Annotated in this window: 13 protein-coding genes and 1 riboswitch; of the genes, 10 read left to right on the top strand and 3 right to left on the bottom strand. The window is 69.1% G+C overall.

Annotated elements, in window-relative coordinates:
- Nucleotides 1–150: 150 nt before the first annotated feature.
- On the bottom strand, nucleotides 151–1,617 hold the full coding sequence (locus tag AC6I9V_RS14255) for a GuaB1 family IMP dehydrogenase-related protein (RefSeq protein WP_497899883.1): 1,467 nt from the start codon (nucleotides 1,615–1,617) through the stop codon (nucleotides 151–153).
- Between the two features lie 260 nt (nucleotides 1,618–1,877).
- Here AC6I9V_RS14255 and AC6I9V_RS14250 point away from each other — a divergent pair, with 260 nt between their 5' ends.
- From AC6I9V_RS14250 to AC6I9V_RS14230, 5 genes are all read left to right on the top strand, one after another.
- Complete coding sequence (locus AC6I9V_RS14250) at nucleotides 1,878–5,687, top strand: multifunctional oxoglutarate decarboxylase/oxoglutarate dehydrogenase thiamine pyrophosphate-binding subunit/dihydrolipoyllysine-residue succinyltransferase subunit (protein ID WP_497899882.1); 3,810 nt, start codon at nucleotides 1,878–1,880, stop codon at nucleotides 5,685–5,687.
- 130 nt (nucleotides 5,688–5,817) lie between these two features.
- Nucleotides 5,818–6,417, top strand: a complete 600-nt coding sequence (locus AC6I9V_RS14245; RefSeq protein ID WP_146337144.1) for a GDSL-type esterase/lipase family protein — start codon at nucleotides 5,818–5,820, stop codon at nucleotides 6,415–6,417.
- Nucleotides 6,418–6,564: 147 nt separating this feature from the next.
- A complete protein-coding gene (locus AC6I9V_RS14240; RefSeq protein WP_497899881.1) occupies nucleotides 6,565–7,392 on the top strand; it encodes a DUF4097 family beta strand repeat-containing protein in 828 nt (275 codons plus the stop codon).
- Nucleotides 7,392–8,003, top strand: coding sequence for a PadR family transcriptional regulator (locus tag AC6I9V_RS14235; RefSeq protein ID WP_497899880.1), 612 nt, complete (start codon nucleotides 7,392–7,394; stop codon nucleotides 8,001–8,003). The genes AC6I9V_RS14240 and AC6I9V_RS14235 overlap by 1 nt, the downstream gene beginning before the upstream one ends.
- A gap of 94 nt (nucleotides 8,004–8,097) precedes the next feature.
- Nucleotides 8,098–8,172: a 50S ribosomal protein bL37 gene (locus tag AC6I9V_RS14230; RefSeq protein WP_369299106.1), complete on the top strand. Its 75-nt coding sequence runs from the start codon at nucleotides 8,098–8,100 to the stop codon at nucleotides 8,170–8,172.
- Between the two features lie 106 nt (nucleotides 8,173–8,278).
- Here the strand turns inward: AC6I9V_RS14230 and rsrA are convergent, their stop codons facing one another.
- Both rsrA and AC6I9V_RS14220 read right to left on the bottom strand, forming a co-directional pair.
- Nucleotides 8,279–8,551 (bottom strand): mycothiol system anti-sigma-R factor, encoded by a 273-nt coding sequence (gene rsrA / locus AC6I9V_RS14225; RefSeq protein WP_146337138.1) that lies wholly within the window; start codon nucleotides 8,549–8,551, stop codon nucleotides 8,279–8,281.
- Nucleotides 8,548–9,366 (bottom strand): sigma-70 family RNA polymerase sigma factor, encoded by an 819-nt coding sequence (locus AC6I9V_RS14220; RefSeq protein ID WP_497899879.1) that lies wholly within the window; start codon nucleotides 9,364–9,366, stop codon nucleotides 8,548–8,550. Before AC6I9V_RS14220 ends, rsrA begins: the two co-directional genes overlap by 4 nt.
- Before the next feature lie 248 nt (nucleotides 9,367–9,614).
- On the opposite strand from AC6I9V_RS14220, the gene AC6I9V_RS14215 reads away from it, so the two are divergent.
- The 5 genes from AC6I9V_RS14215 to AC6I9V_RS14195 all read left to right on the top strand — a co-directional run bounded on the left by AC6I9V_RS14215 (nucleotide 9,615) and on the right by AC6I9V_RS14195 (nucleotide 15,179).
- Complete coding sequence (locus tag AC6I9V_RS14215; protein WP_497899878.1) at nucleotides 9,615–10,163, top strand: DoxX family protein; 549 nt, start codon at nucleotides 9,615–9,617, stop codon at nucleotides 10,161–10,163.
- A gap of 7 nt (nucleotides 10,164–10,170) precedes the next feature.
- Nucleotides 10,171–11,559, top strand: coding sequence for a 3-phosphoshikimate 1-carboxyvinyltransferase (gene aroA, locus AC6I9V_RS14210; RefSeq protein WP_497899877.1), 1,389 nt, complete (start codon nucleotides 10,171–10,173; stop codon nucleotides 11,557–11,559).
- Entirely contained in the window at nucleotides 11,543–12,658 is a 1,116-nt protein-coding gene (rsgA, locus tag AC6I9V_RS14205; RefSeq protein ID WP_497899876.1) for a ribosome small subunit-dependent GTPase A, read from the top strand. Before aroA ends, rsgA begins: the two co-directional genes overlap by 17 nt.
- Nucleotides 12,659–12,704: 46 nt before the next feature.
- The gene (gene hisN / locus AC6I9V_RS14200) at nucleotides 12,705–13,517 is read left to right on the top strand and encodes a histidinol-phosphatase (protein ID WP_349412138.1); all 813 of its coding nucleotides are present in this window, start codon (nucleotides 12,705–12,707) and stop codon (nucleotides 13,515–13,517) included.
- Nucleotides 13,518–13,606: 89 nt separating this feature from the next.
- A riboswitch (SAM riboswitch) is annotated at nucleotides 13,607–13,720 on the top strand.
- A gap of 34 nt (nucleotides 13,721–13,754) precedes the next feature.
- Complete coding sequence (locus AC6I9V_RS14195; protein WP_497899875.1) at nucleotides 13,755–15,179, top strand: aminotransferase class V-fold PLP-dependent enzyme; 1,425 nt, start codon at nucleotides 13,755–13,757, stop codon at nucleotides 15,177–15,179.
- Nucleotides 15,180–15,184: the final 5 nt, after the last annotated feature.

Raw genomic sequence — 15,184 nt, 5'->3', positions numbered from 1 at the left:
GGTGTCCGGCAGCGGAATGATGGGCACGTGAACGGGGTTTGCCGGCTCTGCGGGTGGACTGGGCGGGAACGGATTCCGTTCCGCGCTGACAGCCCCCAGGCCGGCACCTAGATTTACTGTCCATAAGAATTTCAGTCTACAGCCTGCGGGTCACCAGCTCTGCGGGACCGGGCGCCCTTCCTCGTAGCCGGCCGCGGACTGAATGCCGGCCACGGCGCGCTCCCGGAACGCGGCCAGATCGGCCGCGCCGGCGTAGCTCATGGAGCTGCGCAGTCCCGCGGTGATCATGTCCAGCAGGTCCTCCACGCCCGGGCGGGCCGCGTCGAGGTACATCCGGGAGGTGGAGATACCCTCTTCGAAGAGGGCTTTGCGGTCTTTTTCGAACGCGCCCTCGCGCTGGTTGCGGTTCTGCACGGCCCGCGCCGAGGCCATCCCGAAGCTCTCCTTGTACTGGCGGCCGCCAGCGTCGAGCTGCAGGTCCCCCGGGCTCTCATGCGTCCCGGCGAACCAGGAGCCGATCATGACCTGGCTCGCGCCGGCGGCGAGCGCCAACGCCACATCGCGGGGGTACCGGACCCCGCCGTCGGCCCAGACCCGGCCGCCGGCCGCGCGCGCAGCCGCCGAACATTCCAGCACCGCGGAGAACTGGGGCCGGCCCACGGCCGTCATCATCCGGGTGGTGCACATGGCGCCGGGCCCGACGCCGACCTTAACAATGTCCGCGCCCGCCTGGATCAGCTCCCGCGTGGCCTCCGCCGTGACGACGTTGCCTGCCACCACCGGGACGCCCGGGTCCAGGCTCCGGACCGCGGCCAGGGCATCGAACATCTTCTGCTGGTGGCCGTGGGCGGTGTCCAGCACCAGTACGTTGACGCCGGCAGCGAGCAGTTCGGCGGCGCGGCCGGCGACGTCGCCGTTGATCCCGACGGCGGCGGCCACCTTGAGCGCGCCGTCGCCGTCCAGGGACGGCCGGTACAGGGTGGAACGCAGGGCACCCTTGCGCGTCAGGACGCCGGCCAGGGCCCCGTCCTGCTGCACCGGAACGAAGTCGGTTCCGGCGGCATCCATGGCGTCAAACGCCCGGCGCAGGGCCGGCGCGGCAGCACCGGGGCCTGCGGCGGCGTCGAACTCCGCGGCATCCAGCACCAGCGGCTGGTGGCGCATCACGGAGCCCAGCGACGCGAAGCGGTCCTGGCCGTCGAAGTCGGCGGCCCGGACCACACCGGCGACGGCGCCGGCGTCGTCGACCACCACCACCGCCCCGTGCGGCCGCTTGCCCATCAGGTGGAGGGCGTCTATCACGGTGTTCGAGGCGCGCAGGCTGACCGGCGTTTCGAACACGGCGTGGCGTGCCTTGACCCAGGCGGTCACGCTCCGGAGCACGTCCAGCGGCACGTCCTGGGGCAGCACGGCCAGGCCGCCGCGGCGCGCCATCGTCTCGGCCATCCGCTTGCCGGTCACCGCCGTCATGTTCGCCACGACCAGCGGGATGGTGGAGCCGGTGCCGTCGTCCGCCGCCAGGTCCACATCGAGCCGCGAGGTGACGTCCGAGCGGGACGGCACCAGGAACAGGTCGGAATAGGTCAGGTCGGTGGTCGGCTCACTCAGGAAACGCACGTTTGCTCCTCGCTGAAAAGGGGTTCTCTGTTGTGATTCTAGGCGAGCCCGGTTGCGGCCCGGCAGCGGCTCCGGCGGGCCGGCCGGACAGCTTCGCGACTGCCGGATGATTTGAGTCACCCTTATTGGCGGTTTGGCCGGAATCGTCACTAGACTGGCATGGGTCTGGGTTCACTGGACGCGGAGAACTGGTTCGATTGACGTGCTGCGGCACCGTGGAAACCAGCGGGAATCAAACTCATGGAAGAGGCGTATTTCAAGTGCCAGAGCAGCCAAGCCACCGTCTACCCGAGGAATTTGGCGGAAACGAGTGGCTCGTTGACGAACTGTACGAGCGGTACCAGCAGGATAAGAACACGGTGGATGCCAAGTGGTGGCCGCTCTTCGAATCCTTCGATGCCAGTGACGGTTCTTCGACCAACGGCGCCTCGGCAACGGCCGTCGCGAACCCGTCCACCCGTGAGATTCCGGTGGTAGCCCCGGCCGCCGCAAAGGCAGCTGCGCCCGCTGCTGCCGCACCGGCAGCACCCGCTCCGGCCGCTACTGCTGCGGCTCCCGCGGCCCCCGCCGCCGCCCAAAAGGCCCCGGCCACCGTTGCCCGCGACGGCGCCAGGTCCGCCGACACCGGCGCCGGCACCGCGCCCATCCCGGCCCAGCTGCCCAAGAACATCAAGGCCCCCACCGCCCCGGAGGAAGACGTCGTCTCCGTGCTGCGCGGACCGGCGAAGGCCATTGCCGCCAACATGGTGACCAGCCTGGAGGTGCCCACCGCGACGAGCGTCCGGGCCATCCCGGCAAAGCTGCTGATCGACAACCGCGTGGTCATCAACTCCAACCTGGCCCGCGCCCGCGGCGGCAAGGTCTCCTTCACGCACCTGATCGGCTACGCCGTGATCCGGGCACTGGCCCAGTTCCCCTCGATGAACGTGTACTACGACGAGGTCGACGGCAAGCCCGTCGCCGTCCAGCCCGCCCACGTGAACTTCGGCATCGCCATCGACATGCCCAAGCCGGACGGCACCCGCCTGCTGATGGTCCCGAACATCAAGAAGGCGGAGACCCTCAACTTCTCCGAGTTCTGGCACACCTACGAGGACCTGATCAAGCGCGCCCGCAACGGCAAGCTGACCGCCGACGACCACTCCGGCACCACAGTCTCGCTGACCAACCCCGGCGGCATCGGCACCGTGCACTCGGTCCCTCGCCTGTCCAAGGGCCAGGCCGCCATCATCGGCGTCGGCGCGCTCGACTACCCGGCCGAGTTCCAGGGCGCCAGCGAGAAGATCATCGCGCACAACGCCATCAGCAAGGTCCTCACGTTGACCTCCACCTACGACCACCGCGTCATCCAGGGTGCCGGCAGCGGCGAGTTCCTCAAGCTTGTGCACCAGCTCCTGCTCGGCGCGCAGAACTTCTACGACGAGATCTTCGAGTCCCTGCGCATCCCGTACGAGCCCGTGCGCTGGAGCCCGGACCTGCAGGTGGACCCGGCGGACGAGATCAACAAGGTCGCCCGGATCCAGCAGCTGATCCACTCCTACCGCGTCCGCGGCCACCTTATGGCGGACACCGATCCGCTCGAGTACGTCCAGCGCAAGCACCCGGACCTGGACGTCCTGACCTATGGCCTGACGCTGTGGGACCTGGACCGCGAATGGCCCACCGGCGGCTTCGGCGGCAAGCCGATGCTGAAGTTCCGCGACATCCTCGGCGTCCTGCGTGATGCCTACTGCCGCACCACCGGCATCGAATACATGCACATCCAGGACCCGGCCGAGCGTAAGTGGTTCCAGGACCAGCTCGAGCACCCCTACTCCAAGCCGAGCCGCGACGAGCAGCTCCGGATTGTCTCCAAGCTCAACGCTGCCGAGGCCTTCGAAACGTTCCTGCAGACAAAGTTCGTCGGCCAGAAGCGCTTCTCGCTCGAGGGCGGCGAGTCGCTGATCCCGTTGCTGGACGCCATCATCTCCGACGCGGCCGACGACGGACTCGACGAGGTGGCCATCGGCATGGCCCACCGCGGCCGGCTGAACGTGCTCACCAACATCGCCGGCAAGACCTACGCGCAGGTCTTCCGCGAATTTGAGGGCACCCAGGATCCACGCTCCGTCCAGGGCTCCGGCGACGTGAAGTACCACCTCGGCACCGAGGGCACCTTCACCTCCGACAACGGCAAGGAGACCAAGGTCTACCTCGCCGCCAACCCCTCGCACCTCGAGGCCGTGGACTCCGTGCTCGAGGGCATCGTCCGCGCCAAGCAGGACCGCCTCGACCAGGGCGAGTCCTTCCCCGTGCTCCCGATCATGGTCCACGGCGACGCGGCCTTCGCCGGCCAGGGCGTTGTCGCGGAAACCCTGAACCTCTCTCAGCTGCGCGGCTACCGCACCGGCGGCACCATCCACGTGGTGGTCAACAACCAGGTCGGCTTCACCACGGCGCCGTCGTCCTCGCGTTCCTCCACCTACTCCACGGACGTCGCCAAGATGATCCAGGCGCCGGTGTTCCACGTCAACGGCGATGACCCGGAAGCCGTGGTCCGCATCGGCCAGCTCGCCTACGAGTTCCGCCAGCGGTTCCACAAGGACGTTGTCATCGACATGGTCTGCTACCGCCGCCGCGGCCACAACGAGGGCGATGACCCCTCGATGACGCAGCCGCTGATGTACAACCTGATCGAGGCCAAGCGGTCGGTCCGCAAGCTCTACACCGAGTCGCTGATCGGCCGCGGGGACATCACCGAGGAAGAAGCCGAGCAGTTGCTCCGCGACTACCAGGAACGCCTCGAGCGCGTCTTCGCCGAGACCCACGCCGCGCAGACCTCGCCGATCCCGATCGTCACCGCCGATTCCGCCGCCGTGTCCGATCTCGAGCGGCCATCCGCCCAGCAGTCCGACTCGGGCGTCAGCGCCCCGGAATCCACCGCGATTTCCGCCGAGATGCTGGCCCGGATCGGCAAGGCGCACGTCGAGTTCCCCGACGGCTTCACGGTCCACGCCAAGCTCAAGCAGCTGCTGGAGAAGCGTGAACTGATGTCCCGCGAAGGCGGCATCGACTGGGGCTTCGGCGAACTCGCGGCCTTTGGCTCGCTCACCATGGAGGGCGTCCCGGTCCGGCTCGCCGGCCAGGACTCGCGCCGCGGCACCTTCGTGCAGCGCCACGCCGTGTTCCACGACCGCGCCAACGGCGACGAGTGGATGCCGCTGGGCAACCTCTCCGAGGACCAGGCCAAGCTCTGGATCTACGACTCGCTGCTCTCCGAATACGCTGCCATGGGCTTCGAATACGGCTACTCGGTGGAGCGTCCGGACGCCCTGGTGCTCTGGGAGGCGCAGTTCGGCGACTTCGTCAACGGCGCGCAGACCATCATTGACGAGTTCATCTCCTCCGCCGAGCAGAAGTGGGGCCAGCGTTCCTCGCTGGTACTGATGCTGCCGCACGGCTACGAGGGCCAGGGCCCGGACCACTCCTCGGCACGCATCGAGCGCTTCCTGCAGCTGTGCGCCGAGGAAAACATGATCGTGGCCAACCCCACGACGCCGGCGTCGCACTTCCACCTGCTCCGCCGCCAGGCGTATAGCCGGCCGCGCAAGCCGCTGATCATCTTCACCCCGAAGCAGCTCCTGCGCCTCAAGGCCGCCGCGTCCTCAGTGGAGGACTTCACCACCGGCACCTTCCGCCCGGTCATCCCCGAGCACGAGCAGCTGCAGGCCGACGCCGTCGAACGCGTACTGCTGGTCTCCGGCCGGCTGTACTACGACCTGCTGTCCACCCGCCAGAAGACCGGCGACACCACGACCGCGATCGTCCGCGTCGAGCAGCTTTACCCGCTGCCCGCCGAGGAGATTGCCGCCGAGCTGGCCAAGTACCCGAACGCCGACGTGGTCTGGGCGCAGGACGAGCCTGCCAACCAGGGCCCGTGGCCGTTCATCGGGCTGAACCTGCCGGAGGCGCTGGACCGCCGCGTGCGCCTCGTCTCCCGCCCCGCCTCGGCCTCCACCGCGGCCGGGTCGATGAAGCGCCACGCAGCCGAGCAGGATACCCTGCTCAAGCAGGCTTTCGCACGTAAGTAGGGCCAGGCTGCCCGGCCGGAAGTGGACCACCACGACTCCGGCCGGGCAGCTTCGTTTAACGCATCCATCGGGCGCACCGGGCACCGCCGGCACACGGACCGGAACCGGCATTGGGAATGAAGAGGTAGTCGTGGAAGATCGGAAGCTGCGGATCGCGGCCGTTGGAGATGAGCTGCTGGCCGGCCTGGGCGACCCCCGGGCCCTCGGCTGGCTGGGACGGGTGCTTGCCCGCACGCCGCAGGACGGCCTGAGCCTTGAAAGCTACTCCCTGCCGTGCCCGCAGGAAGGCACCGAGGGCCTCGCCGAACGCTGGCTCGAGGAGGCCGGCCGGCGCTTCGGCCCGCAGCACGAGAACCGCCTCGTGATCGGCTTGTCCGGCCGCGATATCGAATTCGGGCTTTCCACCGCCCGCAGCCGGCTCAACCTCGCCAACATCCTCGATTCCGCGTCGCAGAACAAGATCGAGGTGTTCGTGGTCGGACCGCCGCCGACGCTGGATCCGGCGCAGAACCGCCGGCTCGGCGAGCTCAACACCGCCTTCGCCGATGTCACCACCCGCCGCAAGCACCTCTATGTGGACACCTTTTCCCCGCTGCTGAACCACGAGCAGTGGCGCCAGGACCTCGCAGCCAACGGCGGGACGCCGGGCCAGGCCGGCTACGGACTGATGGCCTGGCTGGTCCTGCACCGCGGCTGGTTCCAGTGGCTGGGCATGGACGCCCCGGAGTAGCCCTCCCGTCCCGGCCGGGCGCGGGAAAAGTTCTTTCGCGATATATCTTGACCGCTCCGAAGGCGCGATATATCGTGTTTCCATAGTCGCGATATATCGCAAGCACGGAAGCTCGCCTGATCGCACCCGTCCGCACCCGGAGGAAGCATGGAACAGAACTCGTGGACCGTTACCGGTCCCCAGACGATCGACGTCGACGGCGTCCGCTCGCTCAAGCTCGGCATTGTCCGCGGCCGCTTCGACATCGTCACACACGATGAGTCCGTGGCCCGGATCGAGGTCTCCGAGGTCGACGGCGATCCGCTCGCGGTCAGCCTGACCGAGGGCCGCCTCGAAGTGCGGCACCAGCTGCACGGCCCGCAAGGCTGGTTCAAGAACCTCATGGGCACGGTCAACAACAACTCCAGCAACAGTGTGGTCATCAGCATCGCCCTGCCCGCCGGCGTGGACGTGGAGGCCGGCACCGTCAGCGGCGACGGCATGGTCTCCGGCCTCACCGGCCACACCCGGCTGAACACCGTCTCCGGCTCGGTCCTGGCCGACGGCACCGCCGGCGAGCTGGCCGTCAGCACCGTCAGCGGCGAGGTGATTGCCCGCAACCACCACGGCGTCCTGACCGCCAAGAGCGTCTCCGGGGAGGTCACCGCCTCCGGCGAATTCAGCAACATCCGCGCCAACACGGTCAGCGGCGACCTGAGCTTCGACCTGCACGGCTTCACCCAGGACTTCGGCGCCAACTCGGTCTCCGGCGACGTCACCATCCGGCTGCCGCACGACGTCGGCGTGGACATCATCGCCAAGTCGGCCAGCGGCGCTGTGGTGATCGACGAACTGAAGTACGCCCAGCCCGGCGGGTCCGTCCAGACCATCGCCGGCCCGGACGCCAAGCTCATGCTGGTCCGGACCAACTCAGTATCGGGGAAGACCTCGATCTTCCACCGCGTGCCCGGCACGGACACCGAAGCGGGGCTGTAATGCCGCCGGTCTTTGCCCACGGCGCCCTGCGGCTGTACCTGCTGGCACTGCTGGAGCCCGGACCCAAGCACGGCTACGAGCTCATCAAGGCCCTGAGCGAGCGCTTCGGCGGGACCTACTCCCCCAGCGCCGGAACAATCTATCCGCGGCTGGCCAAGCTGGAGGAGGAAGGGCTGGTGGCCACCCACACGGAGGGCCGGCGGACCAACTACAGCATCACCCCGGCAGGACTCGTGGAGCTCAACCGGCGCCGCGAGGAACTGGCCGGGGTCGAAAACGACATCTCCGCCTCGGTCCGGCGGCTGGCGGACCAGCTGCGCCAGGACATCCGGGTGAACATGCAGGGGCTCCGCGCCGACCTGGCCGCCACGGCCGAGGCAGCCCGCTCCACGGCCCGCAGCGCCGCCTCCCCGGCGGGGGCCCGCTACTCCAAGGAAGGCGACCGCAGGCTCCGCGAAGCCGAGATGCTGGTGCAGTCCTTCCGGGACGACATCCGGGTGGAGCTGCGCCGGCACGCCGGATCCAGCCCCGTCACTCCGGTCACGCTCGAAACGGTCAAGACGGTCCTGGACCAGGCCCGGATCTCGATCAGGAACTCGCTGGACGGCTGAGGCCCCGCCGGGCCGGCTCCGGTTCGCGGCGGGTCCGCTGATGTGGGAGACTTGAGGGCAGCTCTTTTGAGTACCAAGACTAAGGAGGCCAGCTATGAGCAAGCGTGCACGTAAACGTCGTGACCGTAAGCGTGGCGGCGCGAACCACGGTAAGCGCCCCAACACCTAAGCCACGGCTTGGATTTGAAGCTTTAAGCAAAAGACCCCGGAAACCTCACGGTTCCCGGGGTCTTTCGCTGTGCTGGGCGTTCGCTGTTTCGGCGCGGCGGCGGCGCTCAGGCCCCGGCGTCGGCCTCAACCGGGCGGATCGAGTGGATCCTGTCCAGGATGGAGTTCTTGAGGTTCTCCGGCGCGGCCTCGGTGCAGGAACGTTTCACCATGACCCGGATGACACATTCAAGGTCGTACTGCTCGTGGCACTCCGGGCACTCGTCCAGGTGCTCCTTGATCTCGGCGATGTCCTCGTGTGTCAGGGCACCGTCGAGGTACTCGTAGATGCGCTGCATCCTGGTGTCGTCGCAGTCGCCCAGTCCCTGGCAGTCGCTCATTTCCCGTTCTCCTGATTCTTGCTTTCGGCCGCCGCGGCGGGATCGCCCGCGGCCCTGAATCCCCGCTCGGCCGCGTAGTCGGCCAGCATGTCCCGCAGCATGCGCCGGCCGCGGTGCAGCCGGGACATGACGGTCCCGATCGGGGTGTTCATAATGTCTGAAATTTCCTTGTACGCGAAGCCCTCGACGTCGGCGAAGTAGACGGCCAGCCGGAACTCTTCCGGGATCGCCTGCAGGGCCCGCTTGACGTCGGAATCCGGCAGATGGTCCAGTGCCTCCGCCTCGGCCGAACGCAGCCCGGTGGAGGTATGCGACTCGGCCCGTGCCAGCTGCCAGTCCTCGATGGTGTCCGAGTTGGACTGCAGCGGTTCGCGCTGGCGCTTGCGGTAAAGGTTGATATAGGTGTTGGTGAGGATCCTGTACAGCCATGCCTTCAGGTTTGTCCCCGGCTTGTACTGGTGGAAGGCCGAGAACGCCTTCGTGTAGGCCTCCTGGACGAGGTCTTCGGCGTCCGCCGGATTCCGCGCCATCCGCATTGCCGCGGAATACAGCTGGTCCACGTACTGCATGGCATCGCGTTCGAAGCGGACGCGCCGCTCGTCGTCGGTCTCGGCCGCGGTGTCCAGCGGCTGGCCGCTGCCGTCCGCCGCGACGGTTTCCACGGCGGCGGCTTCCGCGGCTGCGGACTCCGCTGCCGCACGGGCGGCAGTTGTCCCGTCCGCAGAAGTTTTGGCGGGAGAAGTTTTGGCGGGCTGGGTGTCGTCGTTTCCGGCAACCTCGTGCATGGCCGCAACGGCCGGATCCATGGTGCTCATTGCGTTCAAGTCTACTGTCACCTTCCGGGGCGTGCTGATGGCCCCCGACAGGGCCAGCGCCCACGGGTCCGCGTAGGCTGCTTCCAGCAGCCCGGATTCCTTTACCAGGACCAAAATTCCGCCTTCCTCGACTCGCCTTTGGACTCTTTGCACAACCCCGCACAACGGGCAAATATTCCGCAAAAGTGCAAGACTAGAACCGGTTCTCCCGCACAGCGTCCGCGGTTCGTCCATCCAGGAGGAAATTCATGTCCTTTGTCCGCTTTCTTGCCCGCCCCATGCTCGCCTCCAGTTTCGTGCTCGCAGGCATGGACAAGCTACGGAATGCGGATGACACTGCGACGCAGCTCTCCCCCCTGCTGCGCCGCGCGGCCGAGTCGCTGCCGTTCCAGACCAATGAAAAGGTCCTGGCCCGCGTGATCGGCGGCACCCAGGTGGGCGCCGGTGTCCTCTTCGCCCTCGGCAAGTCCGCCCGCCTCGCCGCGACCGTGCTGGCCGCCATCTCGGCGCTCAACGCGTACGTGGAATGGCGCAGTGCGGACATCTCCTCCAAGGAGGCCCGCGACGCCCGGCGCAAGCAGCTGCTGAAGAACGTCACACTGACCGGCGGAGTGCTGCTCGCTTCCGTGGACACCGCCGGCAAGCCGAGCCTGGCCTGGCGCGCCGAGCACCTCGCCGCCGACGCGCGCAAGACGACCGCCCATCTCGCCGCGGACGCCCGGAAGACCACCGGCAAGAAGCTGCAGAAGGCCGACAAGGCGGTCCGTAAGGCCGTCGACCACACCGTCGGAGCCTAGAGCGTCAATGACTGGCACCACCCCCACCGCGGCAGCCTCATCCCTTCCGGCCGTCGGCGGTCCGCACTGGCGTGCGCCCTTTGCGGAGCGCCCCGTTGACGCGACCGTCACCGTGCCGGGCTCCAAGTCCCTGACCAACCGGTACCTGGTCCTGGCCGCCCTCGCGGACGGCCCCTCCCGGCTGCGGGCCCCGTTGCACTCGCGGGACTCCGCCCTGATGGTCGAGGCCCTGCGGCAACTCGGGGCCACCATCACCGAGGTGCCCGGCGACGGCGCCTTCGGCCCGGATCTGGAGATCAGCCCGATCGCCGGCGGCGCCGTGGCAACAGACGCCGCAATTGACTGCGGCCTGGCCGGAACGGTCATGCGATTTGTGCCGCCGCTGGCCGCTCTGCGGCACGGCGAATCGCGTTTCGACGGCGACCCGCACGCCCGCAAACGCCCGATGGGCACCATCATCGAGGCCCTGGCCGCTTTGGGTGTGGCAGTCAACGCGCCCGACGGCGGTCCGGCGGCGTCATTGCCCTTCACCGTCCGCGGCACCGGCCAAGTACGCGGCGGCCACCTCATCATCGACGCCAGCGAATCGTCCCAGTTCGTCTCCGCCCTGCTGCTGGCCGGCGCCCGCTTCACCGAGGGCCTCCATCTCGAACACGTCGGTAAGCCCGTACCGAGCCTGGACCACATCAACATGACCGTGGCCGTGCTGCGCGGCGTGGGCGTGGCGGTCGATGACTCGGTGCCGAACCACTGGGTGGTCGCCCCCGGCCCGATCCGCGCCTTTGACCAGCGGATCGAGCAGGACCTCTCGAATGCCGGGCCGTTCCTGGCGGCGGCCCTGGCCACCCGCGGAACCGTGCGGATCCCGAACTGGCCCGCGGAAACCACCCAGGTCGGTGACCTCTGGCGGGGCATCCTGACCGCCATGGGCGCGACCGTGACGCTGGACGGCGGCACCCTGACCGTCAGCGGCGGCCCGGAGATCAAGGGCGGCGACTTCGACGAGACCAGCGAGCTCGCCCCCACCGTGGCGGCGCTTTGCGCCCTGGCCACCGGCCCGTCCCGGCTGAGCGGCATCGCCCACCTCCGCGGCCACGAAACGGACCGGCTCGCTGCCCTCGTCGCCGAAATCACCCGGCTCGGCGGCGACGCCGAAGAGACCGCCGACGGCCTCATCATCCGCCCCGCCGCCCTGCACGGCGGCGTGGTGCACAGCTACGCGGACCACCGGATGGCCACCGCGGGAGCCATCCTGGGCCTGGCCGTGCCCGGCGTGGAGGTCGAGGACATCGACACCACGGCCAAGACCATGCCCGACTTCCCGCAGCTCTGGGAAGCCATGCTGGCGCAGGGAACCGCAGCAGAAAAGGACGCCGACGGTGGCACGCAGCACTGACTCCTGGGACGAGTCCGACGTCCGGATCCGCCCCAACAAAAAGGGCACCCGGCCCCGCACCAAGGACCGGCCCAGCCACGACGACGCCGTCACCGGGCGGATCATCACCGTCGACCGCGGGCGGTACACCGCCGTCGTCGGCGAAGGCACCGCGGACGAACGCAAGATCATCGCGGCGCGGGCCCGGGAACTGCGCCGTAATCCCGTGGTGGCCGGCGACTTCGTCTCCCTGGTCGGCAACGTCAGCGGCGAACCCGACACCCTGGCCCGGCTGGTCAAGATCCAGGACCGGCGGACGCTGCTTCGCCGCAGCGCGGACGACACCGACCCGATCGAACGGGCCGTCGTCGCCAACGCCGACCAGCTCGTCGTCGTGGTGGCCGCCGCCAACCCGGAACCGCGCACCGGGTTCATCGACCGCGCGCTCGTGGCCGCGTACGACGCCGGCATTGAGCCGCTCCTGCTCGTCACCAAGGCCGACGTCAAGGATCCCGCCGAGCTCCTCGCCAACTACCAGCACCTCGACTTCCCGGTGATCATCTCCAAGACCGCGGATTCGGCAGCCTCCGGCATCGACGCCCGGTCCGATGACGGGCTCTCCGCCCGGCTGGACAAGGCCGCCGTCTCCGAACTGCGGGCCCACCTCGACGGCAAAGTCACCGTGATGCTCGGCCATTCCGGCGTCGGAAAATCCACCATGGTCAACGCCCTGACCGGGGCGGAGCGCGCCACCGGCGGGGTGAACGCCGTCACCGGGCGCGGCCGCCACACCTCGTCCTCCGCGCTGGCGCTGAAGGTCAACGACGCGCCCGCCGGCAGCTGGATCATCGACACCCCCGGGATCCGGTCCTTCGGCCTGGCCCACGTGGACCCGGACCGGATCCTGCGGTCCTTCCCGGACCTGGCCCCCGGCACCGAGGACTGCGACCGCGGCTGCAAACACGACGCCGCCGCCGTGAACTGCGGGGTGGACGCCTGGGTGCAGGGCGGCCACGCAGGCCCGTCCGGCCCGGCCCGGCTCGCGTCGCTGCGCCGGCTGCTCGGCACGGACCCCCGGCTTGAGGCGCAGGAAACCAAGGAACTCGGCAGCGTCTCCTAGCGGTCGCCTCCCGGTCTGCGGCGGGTTTTGACGGTAGCTTGGAACCATGAGCCAACCCGCTTCGAGCTACAACGATGACCTGCGCCTTGCCCATGTACTGGCAGATTCCGTAGATTCCCAGACCATGAGCCGCTTCAAGGCGCTCGACCTTCGGATCGAGACGAAGCCGGACCTGACCCCCGTCACCGACGCCGACAAGGCCGCCGAGGAATCCATCCGCGGGCAGCTGTCCCGCTCGCGCCCGCGCGACGCTGTCCTCGGCGAGGAATTCGGCAGCTCCGGCCACGGCTCGCGCCGCTGGATCATCGACCCGATCGATGGCACCAAGAACTTCGTCCGCGGCGTCCCCGTCTGGGCCACCCTGATCGCCCTCGTCGACGAGGGCGAACCCGTGGTCGGCGTCGTCAGTGCCCCCGCCCTGGGCAAGCGCTGGTGGGCGGCCAAGGGCGCCGGGGCCTACATGGGCCGGTCGCTGGCCGCGGCCACCCGGCTGAAGGTCTCCAACGTTTCCCAGCTCTCGGACGCTTCGCTGTCGTACTCTTCCCTGGGCGGCTGGAAGCAGCGCGGCAACCTGGACGAGTTCCTCGGGCTCACCGAGGAAGTCTGGCGCACCCGCGCCTACGGCGACTTCTGGTCCTACTGCCTCGTGGCCGAGGGCGCCGTCGACATCGCCTGCGAGCCGGAACTCAACCTCTACGACATGGCCGCACTGGTCCCGATTGTCACCGAAGCCGGCGGCCGCTTCACCTCCCTCGAGGGTGAGGACGGCCCCTTCGGCGGCAACGCCCTGGCCACCAACTCGATCCTGCACTCGGAAGTCCTCAAGCGCCTCAACCCGGACCTCGACGACCTGCTCTAGGCGGTCCCGCTCCAGGCCGGCCGTAACACTGGGCTTCATATTCGGGCCTTCCTTTTCCGTGCGGAGTGCCATGTCCTAGGCTCGAAGCAGGTCACGAGTGCCAGCGCGAAACCCCGGTTTGCTGGCCGGCAACCCTCCATTCGCGGCGGGGTGCCCCGGGTGACGACCTGGCCGGTCCGGAGCGGACCCGGCAAGCGCGGATCCCCTGTGAGCGGGGTCCTTTCCGAGCGAGGTCCCATGACGACTGCCACCATCCCCAGCCACCCCTCCGCCGGCGCACCGGCGCACCCCGATGCCCGGTTCGACGCCGCCAGCCGCCCGCTGTCCGCGGTCTCCGGCGCCGAAATCCAGGCCCCGCTGATCCAGGGCGGCCATGTCCGCTACGCCAACCTGGACTACGGCGCCTCCGCCCCGGCACTGTCTGTGGTTTCCGCCTACCTGAACGAGATCCTGCCGTACTACGCCAGCGTCCACCGCGGCGCCGGCTACGCCTCCCAGCTCAGCACCTCGGTTTACGAGAACGCCCGGAACATCGTCCGCGGCTTCGTCGGCGGCCGTCCGGACGACTCGGTGATCTTCACCCGGAACACGACCGACTCGCTGAACCTGCTGGCCGGCTGCCTGCCCGTCGCCGGGGGCCGGCACACCGGCGAGGTGCTGTACCTCGACATCGAGCACCACGCCAACCTGCTGCCCTGGCAGAACGTCCCGCACCGCAGCGTCGTCGCCGCCGGCACCCTGGCCGGCACGCTGGCGCGGCTGCGGGAGGAACTTGCCCACGGCGGCGTGAGCCTGCTCGCCGTCACCGGCGCCTCCAACGTCACCGGAGAAATCCTGCCGATCCGTGAACTCGCCGCGCTGGCGCACGAATACGGGGCCCGGATCGCCGTCGACGCCGCCCAACTGGCCCCGCACCGCCGCATCGACATCACCGCGGACGACGTCGACTACCTCGCCTTCTCCGGGCACAAGCTCTACGCCCCGTTCGGTGCCGGCGTACTGGTCGGCCGCCCGGACTGGCTCGACGCCGGCACACCCCACCTCGCCGGGGGCGGCGCCGTGCGGGACGCCCGGCTCGACGCCGTCAGCTGGACCACCGGACCGGCCCGCCACGAGGGCGGCTCCCCCAACGTCCTGGGCGCCGCCGCGCTGGCCCGCGCCACCGAAGTCATTGCCGCCCTCGACGAGCAGCAGTGGCATGCCCACGAGGACGCCATCCGGTCCTTCCTCGTCGAGGGACTGGAGCGAATCGACGGCGTGAGCGTCCACCACATTTTCGAGGACACCGGCCACGCGGGGAACCCGGGCACGATCGGCGTTGTGAACTTCTCGGTTGCGGGCTACGACGCCGGCCTGGTCGCCGCGTACCTGTCCGCCGAGCACGGCATCGGCCTGCGCGACGGCCGGTTCTGCGCGCACCCGCTGCTCAAGCGCCTCGGCCTGCCCGCCGGCTCCCTCCGCGCCAGCTTCGGCCTCGGCTCCCGGCTCGACGACGCGCAGCGGCTGCTGGCCGGACTCGAAGCGCTGCGGCGCAACGGCCTGGGCTGGGACTACGTTGTGGACGCCGGCCGCTGGGTCCCGGCCAACGACACCCGCAGCTATCCGCACTGGGCGCCCAACACGCCGGGCACCGCCGGCGCCGCCCCCTGCACCCTGGACTAGCGTCC

This window comes from Arthrobacter sp. SlRoot2-15, assembly GCF_059739345.1.
This window is presented reverse-complemented; position numbering and strand designations above follow the sequence as displayed.

Bases quoted from the DNA above. Each gene is read 5' to 3' on its own strand.
- AC6I9V_RS14215 (WP_497899878.1), top strand. From the start codon at position 9,615: ATGTCCTTTGTCCGCTTTCTTGCCCGCCCCATGCTCGCCTCCAGTTTC.
- AC6I9V_RS14235 (WP_497899880.1), top strand. From the start codon at position 7,392: ATGCCGCCGGTCTTTGCCCACGGCGCCCTGCGGCTGTACCTGCTGGCA.
- AC6I9V_RS14220 (WP_497899879.1), bottom strand. From the start codon at position 9,366: ATGAGCACCATGGATCCGGCCGTTGCGGCCATGCACGAGGTTGCCGGA.
- AC6I9V_RS14195 (WP_497899875.1), top strand. From the start codon at position 13,755: ATGACGACTGCCACCATCCCCAGCCACCCCTCCGCCGGCGCACCGGCG.
- aroA (WP_497899877.1), top strand. From the start codon at position 10,171: ATGACTGGCACCACCCCCACCGCGGCAGCCTCATCCCTTCCGGCCGTC.
- hisN (WP_349412138.1), top strand. From the start codon at position 12,705: ATGAGCCAACCCGCTTCGAGCTACAACGATGACCTGCGCCTTGCCCAT.
- AC6I9V_RS14240 (WP_497899881.1), top strand. From the start codon at position 6,565: ATGGAACAGAACTCGTGGACCGTTACCGGTCCCCAGACGATCGACGTC.
- rsrA (WP_146337138.1), bottom strand. From the start codon at position 8,551: ATGAGCGACTGCCAGGGACTGGGCGACTGCGACGACACCAGGATGCAG.